This is a genomic window from Lysinibacillus sp. FSL M8-0216, from assembly GCF_038595555.1.
GTDB lineage: Bacteria > Bacillota > Bacilli > Bacillales_A > Planococcaceae > Lysinibacillus > Lysinibacillus fusiformis.
The window spans coordinates 2,459,275-2,474,430 of record NZ_CP152007.1; the positions used below are offsets into that span (position 1 = coordinate 2,459,275).

13 protein-coding genes and 2 pseudogenes are annotated in these 15,156 nt (G+C 35.8%); 12 read left to right on the top strand and 3 right to left on the bottom strand.

From position 1 onward, the window contains the following. Window positions 1-85: 85 nt before the first annotated feature. From MKX57_RS12030 to MKX57_RS12040, 3 genes and pseudogenes are all read left to right on the top strand, one after another. The gene (locus MKX57_RS12030) at window positions 86-370 is read left to right on the top strand and encodes a hypothetical protein (protein WP_342550302.1); all 285 of its coding nucleotides are present in this window, start codon (window positions 86-88) and stop codon (window positions 368-370) included. A 477-nt stretch (window positions 371-847) separates the two neighbouring features. Next, on the top strand, window positions 848-1,204 hold the full coding sequence (locus tag MKX57_RS12035; protein ID WP_342550303.1) for a hypothetical protein: 357 nt from the start codon (window positions 848-850) through the stop codon (window positions 1,202-1,204). Window positions 1,205-1,515: 311 nt separating this feature from the next. Next, window positions 1,516-1,739 (top strand): annotated as a pseudogene (locus MKX57_RS12040) (IS3 family transposase); the annotation flags it as partial. Between the two features lie 118 nt (window positions 1,740-1,857). On the opposite strand, the gene MKX57_RS12045 reads toward MKX57_RS12040, so the two are convergent. Together MKX57_RS12045 and MKX57_RS12050 are read right to left on the bottom strand one after the other, a co-directional pair. Beyond that, a complete protein-coding gene (locus MKX57_RS12045) occupies window positions 1,858-2,322 on the bottom strand; it encodes a DUF2691 family protein (RefSeq protein WP_342550304.1) in 465 nt (154 codons plus the stop codon). A gap of 743 nt (window positions 2,323-3,065) precedes the next feature. After that, complete coding sequence (locus tag MKX57_RS12050; RefSeq protein ID WP_043990343.1) at window positions 3,066-4,088, bottom strand: MBL fold metallo-hydrolase; 1,023 nt, start codon at window positions 4,086-4,088, stop codon at window positions 3,066-3,068. A gap of 166 nt (window positions 4,089-4,254) precedes the next feature. On the opposite strand from MKX57_RS12050, the gene MKX57_RS12055 reads away from it, so the two are divergent. After that, the gene (locus MKX57_RS12055; protein WP_043990342.1) at window positions 4,255-5,265 is read left to right on the top strand and encodes a fumarylacetoacetate hydrolase family protein; all 1,011 of its coding nucleotides are present in this window, start codon (window positions 4,255-4,257) and stop codon (window positions 5,263-5,265) included. Between the two features lie 94 nt (window positions 5,266-5,359). After that, on the top strand, window positions 5,360-5,935 hold the full coding sequence (locus MKX57_RS12060; RefSeq protein WP_008177528.1) for a TetR/AcrR family transcriptional regulator: 576 nt from the start codon (window positions 5,360-5,362) through the stop codon (window positions 5,933-5,935). A 694-nt stretch (window positions 5,936-6,629) separates the two neighbouring features. Here MKX57_RS12060 and MKX57_RS12065 read toward each other — a convergent pair. Next, entirely contained in the window at window positions 6,630-6,824 is a 195-nt protein-coding gene (locus tag MKX57_RS12065; protein ID WP_008177524.1) for a hypothetical protein, read from the bottom strand. Window positions 6,825-7,168: 344 nt separating this feature from the next. Between MKX57_RS12065 and MKX57_RS12070 the strand changes: the two genes are divergently transcribed. The 7 genes and pseudogenes from MKX57_RS12070 to MKX57_RS12100 all read left to right on the top strand — a co-directional run bounded on the left by MKX57_RS12070 (window position 7,169) and on the right by MKX57_RS12100 (window position 15,097). Further along, window positions 7,169-7,495, top strand: a complete 327-nt coding sequence (locus tag MKX57_RS12070) for a metalloregulator ArsR/SmtB family transcription factor (RefSeq protein WP_008177521.1) — start codon at window positions 7,169-7,171, stop codon at window positions 7,493-7,495. Then, window positions 7,488-8,543: an ACR3 family arsenite efflux transporter gene (arsB, locus tag MKX57_RS12075; RefSeq protein ID WP_008177518.1), complete on the top strand. Its 1,056-nt coding sequence runs from the start codon at window positions 7,488-7,490 to the stop codon at window positions 8,541-8,543. Before MKX57_RS12070 ends, arsB begins: the two co-directional genes overlap by 8 nt. Window positions 8,544-8,554: 11 nt before the next feature. Beyond that, window positions 8,555-8,920, top strand: a pseudogene (locus MKX57_RS12080) (arsenate reductase). 309 nt (window positions 8,921-9,229) lie between these two features. Next, entirely contained in the window at window positions 9,230-10,585 is a 1,356-nt protein-coding gene (locus tag MKX57_RS12085) for an NAD(P)-binding domain-containing protein (protein ID WP_342551124.1), read from the top strand. A gap of 463 nt (window positions 10,586-11,048) precedes the next feature. Continuing rightward, window positions 11,049-12,104 (top strand): ankyrin repeat domain-containing protein, encoded by a 1,056-nt coding sequence (locus tag MKX57_RS12090; RefSeq protein ID WP_008177513.1) that lies wholly within the window; start codon window positions 11,049-11,051, stop codon window positions 12,102-12,104. Window positions 12,105-12,631: 527 nt separating this feature from the next. Further along, a complete protein-coding gene (locus MKX57_RS12095; protein WP_239354587.1) occupies window positions 12,632-13,198 on the top strand; it encodes a TetR/AcrR family transcriptional regulator in 567 nt (188 codons plus the stop codon). Between the two features lie 57 nt (window positions 13,199-13,255). After that, window positions 13,256-15,097 carry an alpha/beta fold hydrolase gene (locus tag MKX57_RS12100; protein WP_089986508.1) on the top strand — a complete coding sequence of 614 codons (1,842 nt, stop codon included), beginning with the start codon at window positions 13,256-13,258 and terminating at the stop codon, window positions 15,095-15,097. The last annotated feature ends 59 nt before the right edge of the window (window positions 15,098-15,156 follow it).

The window sequence follows — 15,156 nt, forward strand, 5'->3', positions numbered from 1 at the left end:
ATACAATAAAAACGGAATACTAGGTAAGTGTCTTTATTAGTGTTATTGAACGCTACATTCACTAGGAGAGAGAGGAGATATTATTATGGAAGTATACTGGGTTAACGGACAATATCAAGAAGATGAACGGATTTTTGACTCTCAGTTTGAAGTTTATGAATGGACGGATTCATTATATCAAGATTTCTCCAACGGCTTTTTGAGAAAAGAAACTATCGGTTATGCAACTCCTGATGTAAAGGTAATTGATTGTTTAACGGAACTAATACCACAATGGGCAGGATACACAAATGTAAATGTTAAAATGCATCGAGATAAGATTGAGGTAGACGGTAAAGATATGTATAGAATTTGGACATCTAGTAGATAAAGTTATCCAACAATCGGGCGCATTTGTTGGATAACATAGGAAGAAAATAATCAATCTTTTTTATAAAAATCAAACTTAGTATTACAAATTAAGACTCCATTTTGATCAATTTTTTTCAAAATGGAGCCTCTTTTATTTATAGAAAGATGCTGGTCTGAGAGATATATTCATCAAACTATATTACAAAGCTACAACTTAAACATGTTGATAATCCTTTAGTATTCAATGATACATACACAACCATTTTTGAAAAATATTTACAAATATATGAAAAGAAGTTAAAATATTTCTAAAAGGAGGAATATTATGAATAAAATTGTAAAAAATACTTTTTGTAGTTTTTTAACTTCTGTGTTTACATTAGCTCTTTTATTACCCGTTGCAAATGCCCAGATAGCTTTATAAGACACTTCTATTGAAAATCCAGAAATTACCGATCCTGAAGTTACGGATTCCGAGAACATAGATTCTGAAGAAATGGAACCTGAAGTTGATATACCATATGCGAGTTCAGCAAAACCAACATTACAAAACCCATATCAAGGTTCACCTATTTCTAGTTTTAGTGGGGCAATGTCAGTAGGTGGGAAAACTACGAGCCATTCAACTCAGGGTGGAAGTAGCCTCCCTACTTCTTCAACTAAATATTCGTCTATGGATTTAATCTCAAGTGGTCAAATAAAACAAAGACGTTATTTTGATGAAAGTGGTAAGGCAAAACAAGATATTGATTATTTCCATAGTGGAGAGGCTTTACATAATTTCCCACATATTCATTATTGGAATTGGAGTAATCTTATTCCAAGGTCAGGTGCTTACCCAGCCCAATTTTAAAATAAAATAACTATGATGTGATTAAACTGTACCCTATAAGATAGACACTTTGAAAAAAGTCTATCTTATAGGGTACTTTTGTTTATAATGAGAAAAAAGAAGTTGGAGTTGAGTGAAATGACCAAAAGATATTTTTAAAAAAAGAACAAGAACAACAGCTAAACTGTAACCCAAATGTACAAACGGTTAGTGAGAAAGCGATCACCTATACTGACGAATTTAAACGGCATTTTATTGCCGAAAATGAAAAAAGGGAAGTTACCAAGAGGAGCATGCTGGTTTAGATGTTGAATTAATTGGTATAAAACCATTTAACAGAAGATTCCTTTATTCATTCGGAATAAGGATTCCATTATACCAATCCACAATTCCAGAAACTTGTGATGAAAAGGGGATTAGGGCAATCCATGTCAAGCGCAGGAAACTGTTGGGACAATGCGCCACAAGAATCATTTTTGAACATTTTAAAGACGAAACAAATATCGAGAAATGTGAAACATTAGAAGAAGTCAAACAAGAAATTAAGCGTTATATTTGAGAGCAATGGCATTTGAAAAAGCTGCCGCCTGCAAAGTACAGACAGTAGCTTCAACAAGTTGCCTAGCTTTTTTAAAAATGTCCTTTACAATGGGGATAGTTTAGATTTCATTCACTTAACCCCATACTGTCAAACTGGTATGTGTATCATTTTCATTAGTGATATATTTAATATTAGTGTAATGAGAATTTGTTGCACGTTCGAAAAGTTTATGAATAGTTGACTCATCTTTTGAAAAAATTGATACATAGCATGAGTCTATAATTAGAAGTGCAAGTTCACAAGTGCTTTTTAAAAATTCTTCATAACTTTTAATTTCCACTACCTCTTCAATATTTGGAAAAGCTTTTAGGTCAGTAAATATTAAATAATATTCATCAGTTGATATATATTCTAAGAATGATTGACCATTTAAAATAACACTGGGGGGAAATAATTCTGAACCTAGTGTTCCTTTTTCTTTTTTGTAAGACTCTCCAGGACCTACTGACCAATACCAAGAAGAATTAATTATATTTGATAAAATATCAGATAAAAACTTGCCATATTCATTTTTAATCTCGAAAGTTATACCTCGCATTTTAACACCCTTTCTAAAATTTTTTAGTAGCTATAATAAATTTTAGTATAAAATTCAAAAAAATTCTATAAATTACAAAAATTAAGTGTAGTATTCGTCGGTGACCAAGGAAGGGTATATCCAATATAAATCGATCTAAAAAGAGTAACTCCATTTTGATCAATCTTTTTTCAAAATGGAGTTTTTGAAGTTGCTATTAGATAAGGATTGAGGAAGTTTTTTAATCAATCTTTATTCCAAACCAACAATTATGTAGATTTGAAACAAAGTCGTACTGTTTATAAAAAAGTTGTACCGTTTGTAAAAAAGATACGATATTTTTTTTCAAAAATTCATGTAAGGGAATGTTATTAAATCAATATTCTCTTATTTTGATCAAACTTTTTTACAAAGAAATGTGAAGTGTTCCACAAACTAAGAACCATTTTGATCAATCTTTATTTCAAAACAGTTCTATAAATTTAACGTAAAACGTCGGTCTGTGAAGAGTTTTTGATCAAACTTTAATTCAAACCAACATTAGTTGAAGAGTTTTCATTAACTTGTTATTCAACAATCAGGCGCAATTGTTGAACAACTTAGATATTGCTTAATAAGACTCTCTTTTGGTGAACTAATTTTCAGAAGAGAGTCTTTTAATTTATCATGGAATATGGGATTTATGAGATTTTCTAATTAAGTTTTCTACTAAAGCCACAAATTATTCTGATGGATATTCATACGTATTTAGGAGGATGCATACTCTATTCTTGCCACACGCTCATAGGGTCCCATGGCTTGATTCGATCGCCATATTTCCCGGATAAAAAAGCTTTCATGTCTTCCAGTTTTGTAGGAACCTCGTTCCAATTTGGAAGGGATGGCAACCCGCGTTTACTTTTTAAGAGAATATCCACCGTAACATACAAACGTTCTGGCTGAATCCAATGAAGGAAGCGAGAAATATCGATTTCCTTAGTCAGGGACAAGGAATCAATCTCGTCATTGTAATGTTTGTTGAACTCGCTTATCAAGTTCAAGAGGTAGTCTCTCTGTTCCTTCACGAAGTCCAGGCCACATATGGCACCATGTCCTGGAACAACGATTTCAGGTTTAATGTCATCAATAATGCGATCAAGTACTTTTATCCAGTTGAGGGTTCCTTCTTCACTATATGCCGTACAGCCGTTAAACACGACATCGCCAGCGAACAGCACTTTTTCTTTTGGCATCCACAACAGCAAGTCACTGTCAGAGTGGGCCGGAGCTACATTGTAAATCATAACTTCCGTATCGCCAAGCCGTATGTTGATATCGTCCTTTATCTCAATATTCGGGTGCACCCATTCTACGCCCTCCAGGTCGAAGCCTTCAAATTCCGCTGCAAAGAACTGCTCTCCCTGAGTCGATTCCGGAGAATTCTTCCCTCTTTTGATGACGTTATCCATCCAGCCAATATTTTCAGTAAGACGCTCCCTGGCCGCTTCCTTGTGCATAATAATGCAGGCTTCTTCAAACACTTTGTTCCCCCAGGTATGGTCGCTGTTATAGTGCGAGTTCACTACATAGGCGGGAGAGCCGCCATTGCTTACTTCCTTAAAAGCATCTCGCATTTCTTGCGCATGGAACAGATCAAAGAACGTGTCATACACCAAGCCTTCACCTTTGTTGATAAACCCAGCATTGGCCCAACTAATGCCACGATACGGCGAAATACCAGCAAAGACGCCATCTGCGACTTCAAAAAATTTAACCCGAGGTTTTTGGATAATACTTCTATACTGCATAACAATTCTCCTTTGCATATATGTTTTTTTGAGTTAGTCACACTGACTACATCTTTATTATAGAGAATGGAAAATAAAAAGCAAGCGAGCACTTGCGTGCATTTACTCAATGTAATATGCTAATAACTGAACAACATCACACTACATGGATGGAGGCGCTACAAAGATGAAACTGGTAACCTATCACACTGAAACTTCGAAGGAATATTTTTTTGGGCTTGTCATTAACGAGGAATTTGTCGTGTCTTTTGCCGCAATCATGAAAAAGCAGGGGACATTCGTTGACAGTCTACAAAGTATGGACAGCTATCTACAACATTTGCCGGCAAGCCATACTGCCGCTAAGGAGCTGATGCAATACGCTGTTAGACAGCTGCATCAATTCAATGAAAATGAAATCTGTCCAATTACAGCAGTAAAATTGCTGCCACCTATTTTGAAACCGGCTGCGCTTATTGATTTCGGGCTGACGCCAAGACATCTGAAAAACGCTGGCGTAAATCTGCTGCAAAGAGAATACACAGGAGCGGAAAGAGAAGAGTTTATACAAAAAATTGCGGAAAAATTCCAGCAAGAACCGAATAAAGTAACCTTCAGTTATTACAAATGTAACCATAATGCATTGATTGGAGATGGGGCTACAATCCATTGGCCTTCGTATTCTTCTTATCTGGATATCGAACCGGAGCTGGCCTTTGTTACAGGGAAGGGGAACTGTATTGCTGGTTATGTAATTTTTAACGACAGTACTGCTCGCGATGTGCAGTGGCCAGATTTTCAGGCGTTGACCGGACCAACGCGGTGCAAAGATTTTGATAACAGCAAAGGAATAGGACCATTTCTGGTTACACCGGATGAAATCGATAACCCGCTGGCACTGGATGTGGATGTACGAATCGGAGAGAGACTGCACTGGAAGGGAAGCACATCCGAGTATTCCGCGCACCCTGCGAAGGTGATGGAGGAGGTTCTCAAAGTTTTCACGCCGCTCCCGGGCACGATTATAGGAATGGGGACGATACCGGATTGCTGCGCAATCGAGACCGAGCAATGGCTGTTGCCCTCTGACCGAATCCGGATTACGTTCGATAAATTAGGAACGCTCACGCAATTGGTGCCTGATAATGTCAAGATTACGGAAGCAAGTCGCTGGGAAAGAAGAAGTGATTTACCTTAAATAAACGTTTACGAAGATGATGAACCCCCGAACCTATTGTGTATGAATAACTTGTTGTATAATAAGATTTAACATATGCAAAAGGAGTAATACAATGCATACTTCAGACAGAATTATCGAAGCCGCGACACGGCTCATAAAAAAGAATGGCTATCGGGGAGTAAGCACTAAAGCCATTGCAGCGGAAGCTACAGTCAATGAATCTACAATTTTCCGGAATTTTGGAAGCAAGCAAGGCATACTGGAAGCCATCATTGAAAGGCATTCGGATATCCCGCAATTTGAGAAGCTTCTAATGGAGGAAGCGACCGATAATCCGGAAGTTGATCTGCTGAATGTAAGCCAGCAGTACCGCTTGTTTTTCCATAAAAATACGGATATTATTTTGATTGGCATACGCGAAAAAGGAATATTTCCTGAATTAGACAGAGTGCTGGCTGAGCCGCCGGTGAAGCTGCACTCTTTGCTGGTGGAATATTTTGAACGACTGCAGAAGAAAAAAATCATACCAAGTCAGGATGCGCGTCTTGCCGCCATGTCTTTTCTCTCGACGTGCTACGGCTTTCAGATGAGCGAGCTGATTCACCAGCAATATCAGTCTCAATTCGTCACCGAGGAAGAGTTCTATAAGTACATTGTCTCATCGTTCGTAAAAGCTATATTGTCTTAGTCATAAAAAACCTGTAGCAGTTTATACGAATCTCTTATGGGTATGCTTCACTCGATGAAATAAAAAAAGGTATATTCCAATTAAGTGAAATTATTAAAATTCAATAGGTATAATATTTTAATTATCTAATGTATTAAAGAATTTTCTGAAGTCGAAATATATTTACATTATAAAAACTCATAAGACAAATTTTAACTTCTTTGGTTGAAAAACAGGGAAATGCACCATATCAATTCAACGTCGATAGTTAGTTTCATTGTAGAAATGAGGTGAATGTGTTAAGTAACAATAAAATCATAAAAATTATTAAAGTTATTTATTCAACAAAAGGGCCAATTAATGGAGTAACCTATTTTACGAAAATGGTTATAGTGAAGAGTTTGTGAGGTGTTGCACTTAAACTACCGTGGTATATAGCTACATCAGTTATAAAATGAAAAGAATTAAAGAAGTGAAAAAGCATACAGGGAACAGTTTACCCTTGAATGCTTTTTCACTTCTTTTATTTAGAGTGGATTTCCTGTATGCGTCCAACCTGTCCATCTGTTAGCCTAACTTTAATACCGTGGGGAAGGGTGCCTGATTTGTTAAAAATATCTTAAATGATATCTCTGGTAATTGTCCCTTTTTCCAACCTTTTTTAACAATATTAACAGCTTTTCCTGTTATATGTCTTTCCGATATTGTCCGTATATTAGACACCCATTTTTCTACGGGTATTGCTTGTTTTTTTCGTTTGCTGGCTTTTCATTTTTTTTGTTGAAAGGTCGTGATTCATTTTTCCTTGATTAGCAGAGGAACGGTTCTTTTTGTTTTCAAGCTGCTGTTTCACTGCCTCTTGCAGGCTGATCTTTTTTTGGGGTACTTCAGTTTGATTATTCTCGGTCATAGGAAATGCTCCTTTTTGAATATGTTATTTAGTCCAGTATAATCTATTTTTTATTATTTGTGAAACTTTCCCCTTTAACTTACAACAAGTGAAGACGCTTTTTTACTAACGGTGCAGTTTAATGGAATAATTAATATGGGATATTTCGGTAATTCAAGGGTGTAAAGGGGAAATCTAAATGGTTGAAAAAGAAATTTTCAAATTGGGTAAATATCTGTTGCAATTCAAAACATTAAATCATAATATAAGCATATAGTTATATATGTATCAAATCACCTTTCTTTAACGAGGTGATTTATTTAAATCAATATATAAGCAAATGATTATATAAGGAGTGCAGATAAATGGAAAACACACTAATTGAAAAACAACTAAAAGCAGCAGCTGATTTAAATCGTATTAAATTACTTGCATGCATGAAAAATGGGGAGGTATGTGTATGTGATTTTGTGGATGTGCTAGGAATATCGCAACCAGCAGTTAGTCAACATCTACGAAAATTGAAGGAGGCAGGCATTATTACGGAACGAAAAGTAGGGACTTGGAAACATTACCGTTTAGTAGAGGATCAAACACCACTGATGGAGGGTGTTTTAGAACAAATTCAACCTTTAAATTGGTGCAACTGTGGGACAGATTGCTGCCATGTAGGGGGAACTGATAATGAGTAATGAGTCTTTAACCAAACAACTTTCTTTTCTAGATCGTTACCTTACACTTTGGATATTTGTTGCAATGGGAATAGGCGTCTTATTAAGTATTTCGATGCCCAATATTGGTGAAGCATTAGAGTCCATGTCTATTGGCACAACGTCCATACCGATTGCTATAGGGTTAATTGTTATGATGTACCCACCATTAGCGAAAGTAAAGTATGAAGAAATGTGGCGAGTGTTTAAGGATTGGAAAGTGCTTTTGCTATCCCTTTTTCAAAACTGGTTACTCGGTCCGTTCTTAATGTTCTTTTTAGCTATCATCTTTCTGCACGATTATCCTGAATACATGGCTGGGCTCATTATGATCGGTTTAGCTCGATGTATTGCCATGGTGATTGTGTGGAATGATTTAGCGCGTGGGGACAGGGAATATGTAGCTGGGTTAGTTGCCTTTAACTCCATCTTTCAAATCGTGACGTATTCGATCTTTGCATACTTTTTCTTAAATGTATTACCGGGTTGGTTTGGTTTAGAGAATTTCCATGTATCCATTTCAATGTGGGAAATTACAAAGAGCGTACTTATTTTCTTAGGTATACCTTTTGCTGCAGGATTTCTCACACGTTGGATAGGGATTAAAGCCAAAGGTAAACAATGGTATGAGGAAAAGTTCTTACCGAAGATTTCACCACTGACTCTAATTGCACTGTTGTTCACGATTGTGATGATGTTTGCTTTAAAAGGTGAGCAATTAGTTGAACTACCACTTGATGTGGTCCGAATTGCGATCCCATTATTTATTTACTTTGTGGTGATGTTTGCTGTTTCATTCTTCTCTTCTCGTAAAGCAGGTGCATCTTATCCTGTCACAGCAGCTCTTTCTTTTACAGCTGCAAGTAACAACTTTGAACTAGCGATTGCTGTGTCAGTTGGGGTGTTTGGCCTGCATAGTGGAGTAGCATTCGCTGCTGTTATTGGTCCACTTGTAGAAGTACCTGTACTCATAGGACTTGTATGGGTTGCCTTACGTTGGCAGAAAAAATACTTTAAAACTATTAAATAGGGAACTATATTATGACACACACACTTTACTTCTTGTGTACTGGAACTCATACAGTAGTCAGGTTGCTAAAGGATAGGCAAATAAATTAATACCTACAAAATGGACAGTTAAAAGTGCAGGCATAGAAGCGCATGGAGTAAATACGAATGCCATTAAAGTAATGGCAGAGGTAGAAATTGATACTTTAAATCATACATCAGATTTAATTGATTTTGAGATATTAAACAAAACCACACTAGTAGTTACCTTATGCGGGGTTCGAAGATCAAACGAAAGCAACTGGTACAGACGAAGAAAAATCGACTGTATTTCAAAATGCACCTGATGTAATCGGCAAACGAAATGAGCAATTTGTAACCAGTAATACTATCTGTTAGAAATTATTCAGACCATTGAATGGAGGATTAAAAATGACAGTAAATCATACTAGACATATTAACTCAAGATACTCATTAAATCAGGCTAAAGAGTTTGCTTTTTATTTCTTCTATAAAGGAGAGATGGATCGTTTCGGGATTTGGATATGATTGCAATTTGAAAATGCTAGAAAAAATGATCAAATAATATGTGAAATTGAAATGTGTTAATTACATGCAAAGATTAAACGTCTAGCTACCTGCTAGACGTAAAAAATACATTTTATATAAGGAAATGCTTATATAAAGATGAAAGTGGAGAAGTGAATGATGAAAACACTAAAAATAATCAACCAAAATGAATCTTGTTGTCCTACTACTAAGGAAATTAAAGTACAGGAGAGTATTAATAACCCTAATAAGAATTTACCGATTGTCATAATGGGCGCAGGCCCCATTGGATTAGCTGCAGCTGCTCATTTAGTGGAACACAAGCAAGCCTTTATTTTATTAGAAGCTGGGCATGAAGTAGCACACAATATTCGTACTTGGGGGCATGTTACATTATTTTCACCATGGCGATATAACATCAATAAAGCTGCTAAGGCTTTATTAGATACCTCCTATTGGGAAGAACCTAATTTAGATACGTTACCGACAGGACATGAATTAATTGATCTATATTTAAAACCATTGTCTAATCTAATGCAAATAAAGCCTCACATTCAGTTGAACTCAAAAGTGGTAGGGATTTCACGACAATTGAATGATAAGATGAAGACAAAAAATCGTGTAGAACAGTCCTTTATTATTTATATTGAACAAGAGAATGACATCCGTGTGATTGAGGCGAGAGCTGTTATTGATGCGACGGGTACATGGGGAAATCCCAACCCAGCAAATTCTACAGGTATATGGCTCCAAAATGAAAAAGCATTAGCAAATCACATTCAGTATGGTATCCCAGACATAAATATGAATACTAAGCGATATGCCAATAAGAAAATTGCAGTTATTGGTGGTGGCCATTCGGCTATTAATACCTTATTGGCACTTGCGGAATTACAAGAAGAGAATCCTGCAACAAAGCTAGTGTGGATTATACGTAAAAAATCTGTTGAAGAAGCTTATGGTGGCGAAGAAAAAGATGCATTAGCAGCACGTGGCGCACTCGGTGTTCGCATTCACGAATTAGTAGATACTGGTAAGGTTGAAGTAATAACACCTTTCTATATCTCAAAGGTGAAGAAAGATGAGAACATTCATATTGTAGGTATTATAAACGGAGAACAAAAAGTATTAACAGGTTTTGATGAGCTTATTGTAAATGCGGGAAATAGACCAGACCTATCAATTAACAGTGAATTACGCCTTTCGATTGATTCAGCAACTGAAAGTGTGCATGCATTAGCGCCATTAATTGATCCAAATGTGCATAGTTGTGGCACAGTAAGAGCGCATGGAGAAGAGATTCTACGCCAACCAGAAAAGAACTTCTATATAGTCGGAGCTAAAAGCTATGGACGCGCACCAACATTTTTAATGGCAACTGGCTACGAACAAGTTCGTTCAATAACGGCTTATTTATCTGATGATGAAGAAGCGTCAAAACGTGTGGAATTGGAATTACCTGAAACAGGTGTATGCGGTATAAATCTTGCCAATCAAACCAATTCATGTTGTTAAAAATTTGACTGTTAGCGAAAGCTAGCAGTCCTTTTAAAAACTAAGGAGAGAAATGGGATGGACACAAAGTTCTTGTCCATATACAACAACAACTCATGGGTAGTTTACAAAGGATAAAAAATTGATTTGGAATATTCCTCCTTATCAACTTTTTTATTATCATGAAATGATTTTGTGGGATAGTTTAGTCAAATTAGTTGGTAGCTACATAAAGAAAAAGATTTTGAGAGGTAATTGTTTTGTTTGCTCGATCACTTCAATGCTTGGATTACCAAAAACGTAATATCCATTTTCTTTATAGTCATTTTCCCAAAACAGTTGCATAGTATAACCTCTTTTCTTAATTAACTGCAAACTCTCTTAGCAAAGAAATTAAAACATGGTAAAATACAGATTGGTATATATTTGGTAAATGAAGCGATGAACTATATTCAAAAATCTAATGTAAGGAGCGAAAATACATATGGCGAGGAAGAGAAAAACGTTACCTAAAAATTTTAATGAACTAATTGAAGCAGGTGATATTACGGCATTACAAGAGGTATTTACAATGTGCGAGCTAGATGCATATGGTGGTTATAGTAAAACAACAGCCTTAAGCTTTTTCAATGTACCGGATGAATTGGTTCGCTGGCTCGTGGAACAGGGGGCAAATATAAATGCGAGAGACAATTACAAAAGATCGGCTTTACATAATCAAGCAATAAGCTGGCGGGGGAATATTGAATTACTTCTTGAGTTAGATGCAGATATAGAAGCCTTGGATTATCAAAACGAAACACCTTTATTTGCTGCGGCCTCTTTTTTTAAACCAAATGCGGTGCGCACATTGGTTTCTAAAGGAGCAAATATAAGCGCGGTAAATATGATGAATGAGACCCCTTTGGACAAAGCTTTAGCAGTATGTAGAAATATAAATATTGTTGATCTAGTGAAAGTATCTGAGATTTTTCTGAGCGCAGGTATAGCTGTAACGCCGGAAATGAAAAATTCTATTAAGCGAATTGGGAAAGACTTTGAATTTCACAGAGAAGGTTTTAATAAAGAATATTTGAACGAAACGGATGAGGCACTTTCCCGTCTTTATAAGCTATTTGATGTTCCACCAGTAGAGAAGCGAAAAACGCATGATGGTACGTCTCCAATAACAGTATGTACAAAGGGCTGGCAGGCTCAACATAATGAACTTTGGGATTTACTAATTCCTTCGCAAGGACATGCGCAAACTGTACAAGGAGAGGTTATTCGTATTACTGGTAAAGTCTCATACGAAATTTTAGATAACGGCGGCATCAACTGGGATAATGATTTTCGTAAAATGCTCAAAAGTTTGAACCATTACATTAGCTTAGGTACCCCATTACATCCTGCTGAACTTCAGGAGTCTATCATTTTAGTGAAAGAGCTTCACAATGGTGATGGAGGTGAGGAACCTGCGAGACTATGCGAGTTGGCAGTGCAATGGGTACTTAACAATCCGAATCCGATTATTTTAGAACAGCCCGAATATAAGCGCTAACATAATTAATGAATCCAATAAGCATTTTTATAAACAATACCATCCCCTTTTCTAAGCACTCAACGCTAAGAAAAGGGGATAGTATGCCGTAAGTGTTGCAACATAAGTGGGTAGGTGAGAGACCTGCCTTTATTATGTAAAATATTATGTGCTGAGAGAGCGATCGAGATGGGCAAGGGTACGTATTGAATCTCGGTACGTTACATAACGTCAAGAGCAACCTCTCTTCGGAGCTTAACATTTTTCTCATTATTTCGTTATGCTGATAATAAAGACCACTAGAGAATAGTTCTGTAGTTACATTTCAAAAATATATGAACCTAGCGTTAAAACCCAAGTAAAGAATTGCAAGCAATCCCAAACAGTTTTGGGGTTCAGTTCAACTTTGTTCAAAATGAGATTAATTTTTAGCAGTAAAATCAATTAAAGTATAGCTTTTTTGATCAATTTTTTTATTAAACTAACAAAAATACTTGCAACACCTATTATAGTACTGTACAGTACTAATTATGACAAAGGTAAAATTAATGAATCAAAAACGTGTGATTGAAGTAGCTGCAACATTATTTTTAGAAAAAGGGTTTGCTTATACAAGCATGGATGAATTAGTTCGTGTAAGTAAAGTTTCAAAGTCTAATGTGTATTATCACTTCTCTAATAAGGAAGAATTGTTAGAAGGGGTCGTTGATTATTGGATTGAAATGTATCAATCTGCAATTGATGATTTACTATCGCAAAACCAATTATTAGTTGAAGATCGTATCCAACTGTTTTTAAAGCAATTATCACAAGGAGTTCAGACGAGAGAATATAAGGGGAGCTGTCCATTTATTACGCTTTATATTCAAAGCCCTACAAATGCCACAAAAGTAAAAGAAAAAATAGGTCTTTTCTTTATAGGATTACAAACGAAAGTTTCTCTATTACTTAAACAAGGAGTAGAGAATGGTGAATTTAGAAAGACAATTAATATTGACGAGGTTGCATCTCTTTTTATTACAAATCTTGAAGGAGCGCTATTTATTTCAGAGACACTGAAGGATGCAACTGTAATCATGAAAACAGCAGATCATTTTTTTAACTTGCTTCGATAAAAGAAGCATTTTTTTTACATCAAATTAGTACTGAATAGTACTAAAAGGAGGATTTATATGAGAACAGTATTTTTAACAGGTGGAACAGGCTTTATTGGAAAGCAATTAGTGAAGGAATTAGCCAAAGAAGAGCATGTTACAATTCTTCTATTAGTGAGATCGAAAAGTAAAGCAACACGCATTTTTCAAGAAAAAGGCATCTTAAAAGAGGGAGTTATGCACTTTATTGAAGGTGATTTGACGAAAATAGACTTAGGTCTAAGTGCTGAAGATAAGGAGTTGGTATTGAAAACGGATGTGATTATTCACGCAGGTGGCCCCATGGATATTCAAGCGACAGGCAAGGAGGCAGCTTCCGTATTTTTGAATGGTGCCCAACATATTAGTGAATTCGCTAAAAATATTCATCAATTGAAGGGATTGCAACAATTTATTCATGTAGTAGGCTATATGAGTCCCTTTGATGATAAAAATAGCAAGATTGCGATAGATGTGTTTAAAGAAGGAAACAATTTTTTGAAAATAAAAAATCCATATGAGAAAACAAAGTTTTTAGCAGATCTTTATATCCGTCAGCAGGCATCAACAGTAGGTTATCCGCTTTCAGTAATTAATCCACCAACTGTAGTTGGTAGTAGTAAAACAGGGAGTACGGAGCAAACAGGAGGCTTAGGCTTGCTTGTGATGAGTATGCGAAAAGGGCTCATGCCAGTGATTCCTGGAGGTAAGGAATATAGATTACCACTTATTGCAAACGATGAACTAGCAAAGTTTATTGTGCAGGTTTTCAGATTGGAGCAACCAACTATACAAACATATACACTTGTTGAAGATAAAGAACAAGATCAAAATATTTCAGAATTATTAGATGCTATGTCAGAAAGTATGAATATGACTGCACCTAAAATTTCTGCCCCATTGCCATTTATGAAAGCACTTATGAATAGTGGCGTAAGCAAAATAACCCAAATTCCTGCTGATGGGCTGAACTTTATTACAAATCGAACTTTTTCAAATGGTTCAGCGAAAAAGATTATGGGAGAAGATTGGTTTAAGGAGACAAATGTAATGAAATTTTTTCCAGCCGTAGTAGCTGATCTGGATTATCGCATGATGTATAAAAATGGTCAGGACAGTCAATTATTTAAACGAACATTATGTAATAATACTACCATTTACCAATCACAAGGAGAGGGTAAACCGTTTATTTTATTACATGGTTTATTAAGTGATGGAGAGGATTTATTTCCTTTAGGGAAAGAGCTTCATGAAAAAACGGGTCGACCTGTATGGATCATGGACCTTCCAGGTTTGGGACGTTCTCCTTTTAAACGAGAGAAAAATCTTTTAAATATCTATTTGAATGTAGTGAAAAAGTTATTGGAGAAAGCTACTAATGGTGCCCATCTAATTGGCCATTCATTTGGTGCGTATATTCTTTTGGAAGCATTAGTACAAAAGTACATAGATAAGAAGTATACAATTACTTTACTTCAGCCACCTGTTGCTAAAAAAAATGCTAACTCGATAAATTTTCCTCAATTTATGAACAAATGGACATTGAAATTGGCTACTACTAATTTGATAGAGCGTTATTTATTAAGTAATGGTTTATTTGAAAATACGGAGAGTATCCCTAAACATTATATTGAAAAAATAAGTAAAAGTTTTACTTCTCCTAGAATTTTAAATACTACGGTTCAGATTAACAGTTTACTTTTGAAAAACGTTCAAGCTGATTTCAATGAAGTAACAAAGTATAATCTTCGCATTATTTGGGGGAATTATGACAAAGGCTATTCTGCTCCTTCGCACCTGGGTAAGGTTGATTTTGTCCCATATGGTCATCATTTTCCTCTTAACCATCCGAGTGAAACAGCTAATTTGGTAATAAAATAGTAGCACTAGCAAATGAGAGTGTGGGACAAATAAAAAGCGTGGAGTAAGATCGTGCAAAA

What these genes read in the sequence shown, in the direction of transcription:
- MKX57_RS12030 (WP_342550302.1), top strand. Translation starts at nt 86, where the DNA reads ATGGAAGTATACTGGGTTAACGGACAATATCAAGAAGATGAACGGATT.
- MKX57_RS12035 (WP_342550303.1), top strand. Translation starts at nt 848, where the DNA reads ATGGAACCTGAAGTTGATATACCATATGCGAGTTCAGCAAAACCAACA.
- MKX57_RS12045 (WP_342550304.1), bottom strand. Translation starts at nt 2,322, where the DNA reads ATGCGAGGTATAACTTTCGAGATTAAAAATGAATATGGCAAGTTTTTA.
- MKX57_RS12050 (WP_043990343.1), bottom strand. Translation starts at nt 4,088, where the DNA reads ATGCAGTATAGAAGTATTATCCAAAAACCTCGGGTTAAATTTTTTGAA.
- MKX57_RS12055 (WP_043990342.1), top strand. Translation starts at nt 4,255, where the DNA reads ATGAAACTGGTAACCTATCACACTGAAACTTCGAAGGAATATTTTTTT.
- MKX57_RS12060 (WP_008177528.1), top strand. Translation starts at nt 5,360, where the DNA reads ATGCATACTTCAGACAGAATTATCGAAGCCGCGACACGGCTCATAAAA.
- MKX57_RS12065 (WP_008177524.1), bottom strand. Translation starts at nt 6,824, where the DNA reads ATGACCGAGAATAATCAAACTGAAGTACCCCAAAAAAAGATCAGCCTG.
- MKX57_RS12070 (WP_008177521.1), top strand. Translation starts at nt 7,169, where the DNA reads ATGGAAAACACACTAATTGAAAAACAACTAAAAGCAGCAGCTGATTTA.
- arsB (WP_008177518.1), top strand. Translation starts at nt 7,488, where the DNA reads ATGAGTAATGAGTCTTTAACCAAACAACTTTCTTTTCTAGATCGTTAC.
- MKX57_RS12085 (WP_342551124.1), top strand. Translation starts at nt 9,230, where the DNA reads ATGAAAACACTAAAAATAATCAACCAAAATGAATCTTGTTGTCCTACT.
- MKX57_RS12090 (WP_008177513.1), top strand. Translation starts at nt 11,049, where the DNA reads ATGGCGAGGAAGAGAAAAACGTTACCTAAAAATTTTAATGAACTAATT.
- MKX57_RS12095 (WP_239354587.1), top strand. Translation starts at nt 12,632, where the DNA reads ATGAATCAAAAACGTGTGATTGAAGTAGCTGCAACATTATTTTTAGAA.
- MKX57_RS12100 (WP_089986508.1), top strand. Translation starts at nt 13,256, where the DNA reads ATGAGAACAGTATTTTTAACAGGTGGAACAGGCTTTATTGGAAAGCAA.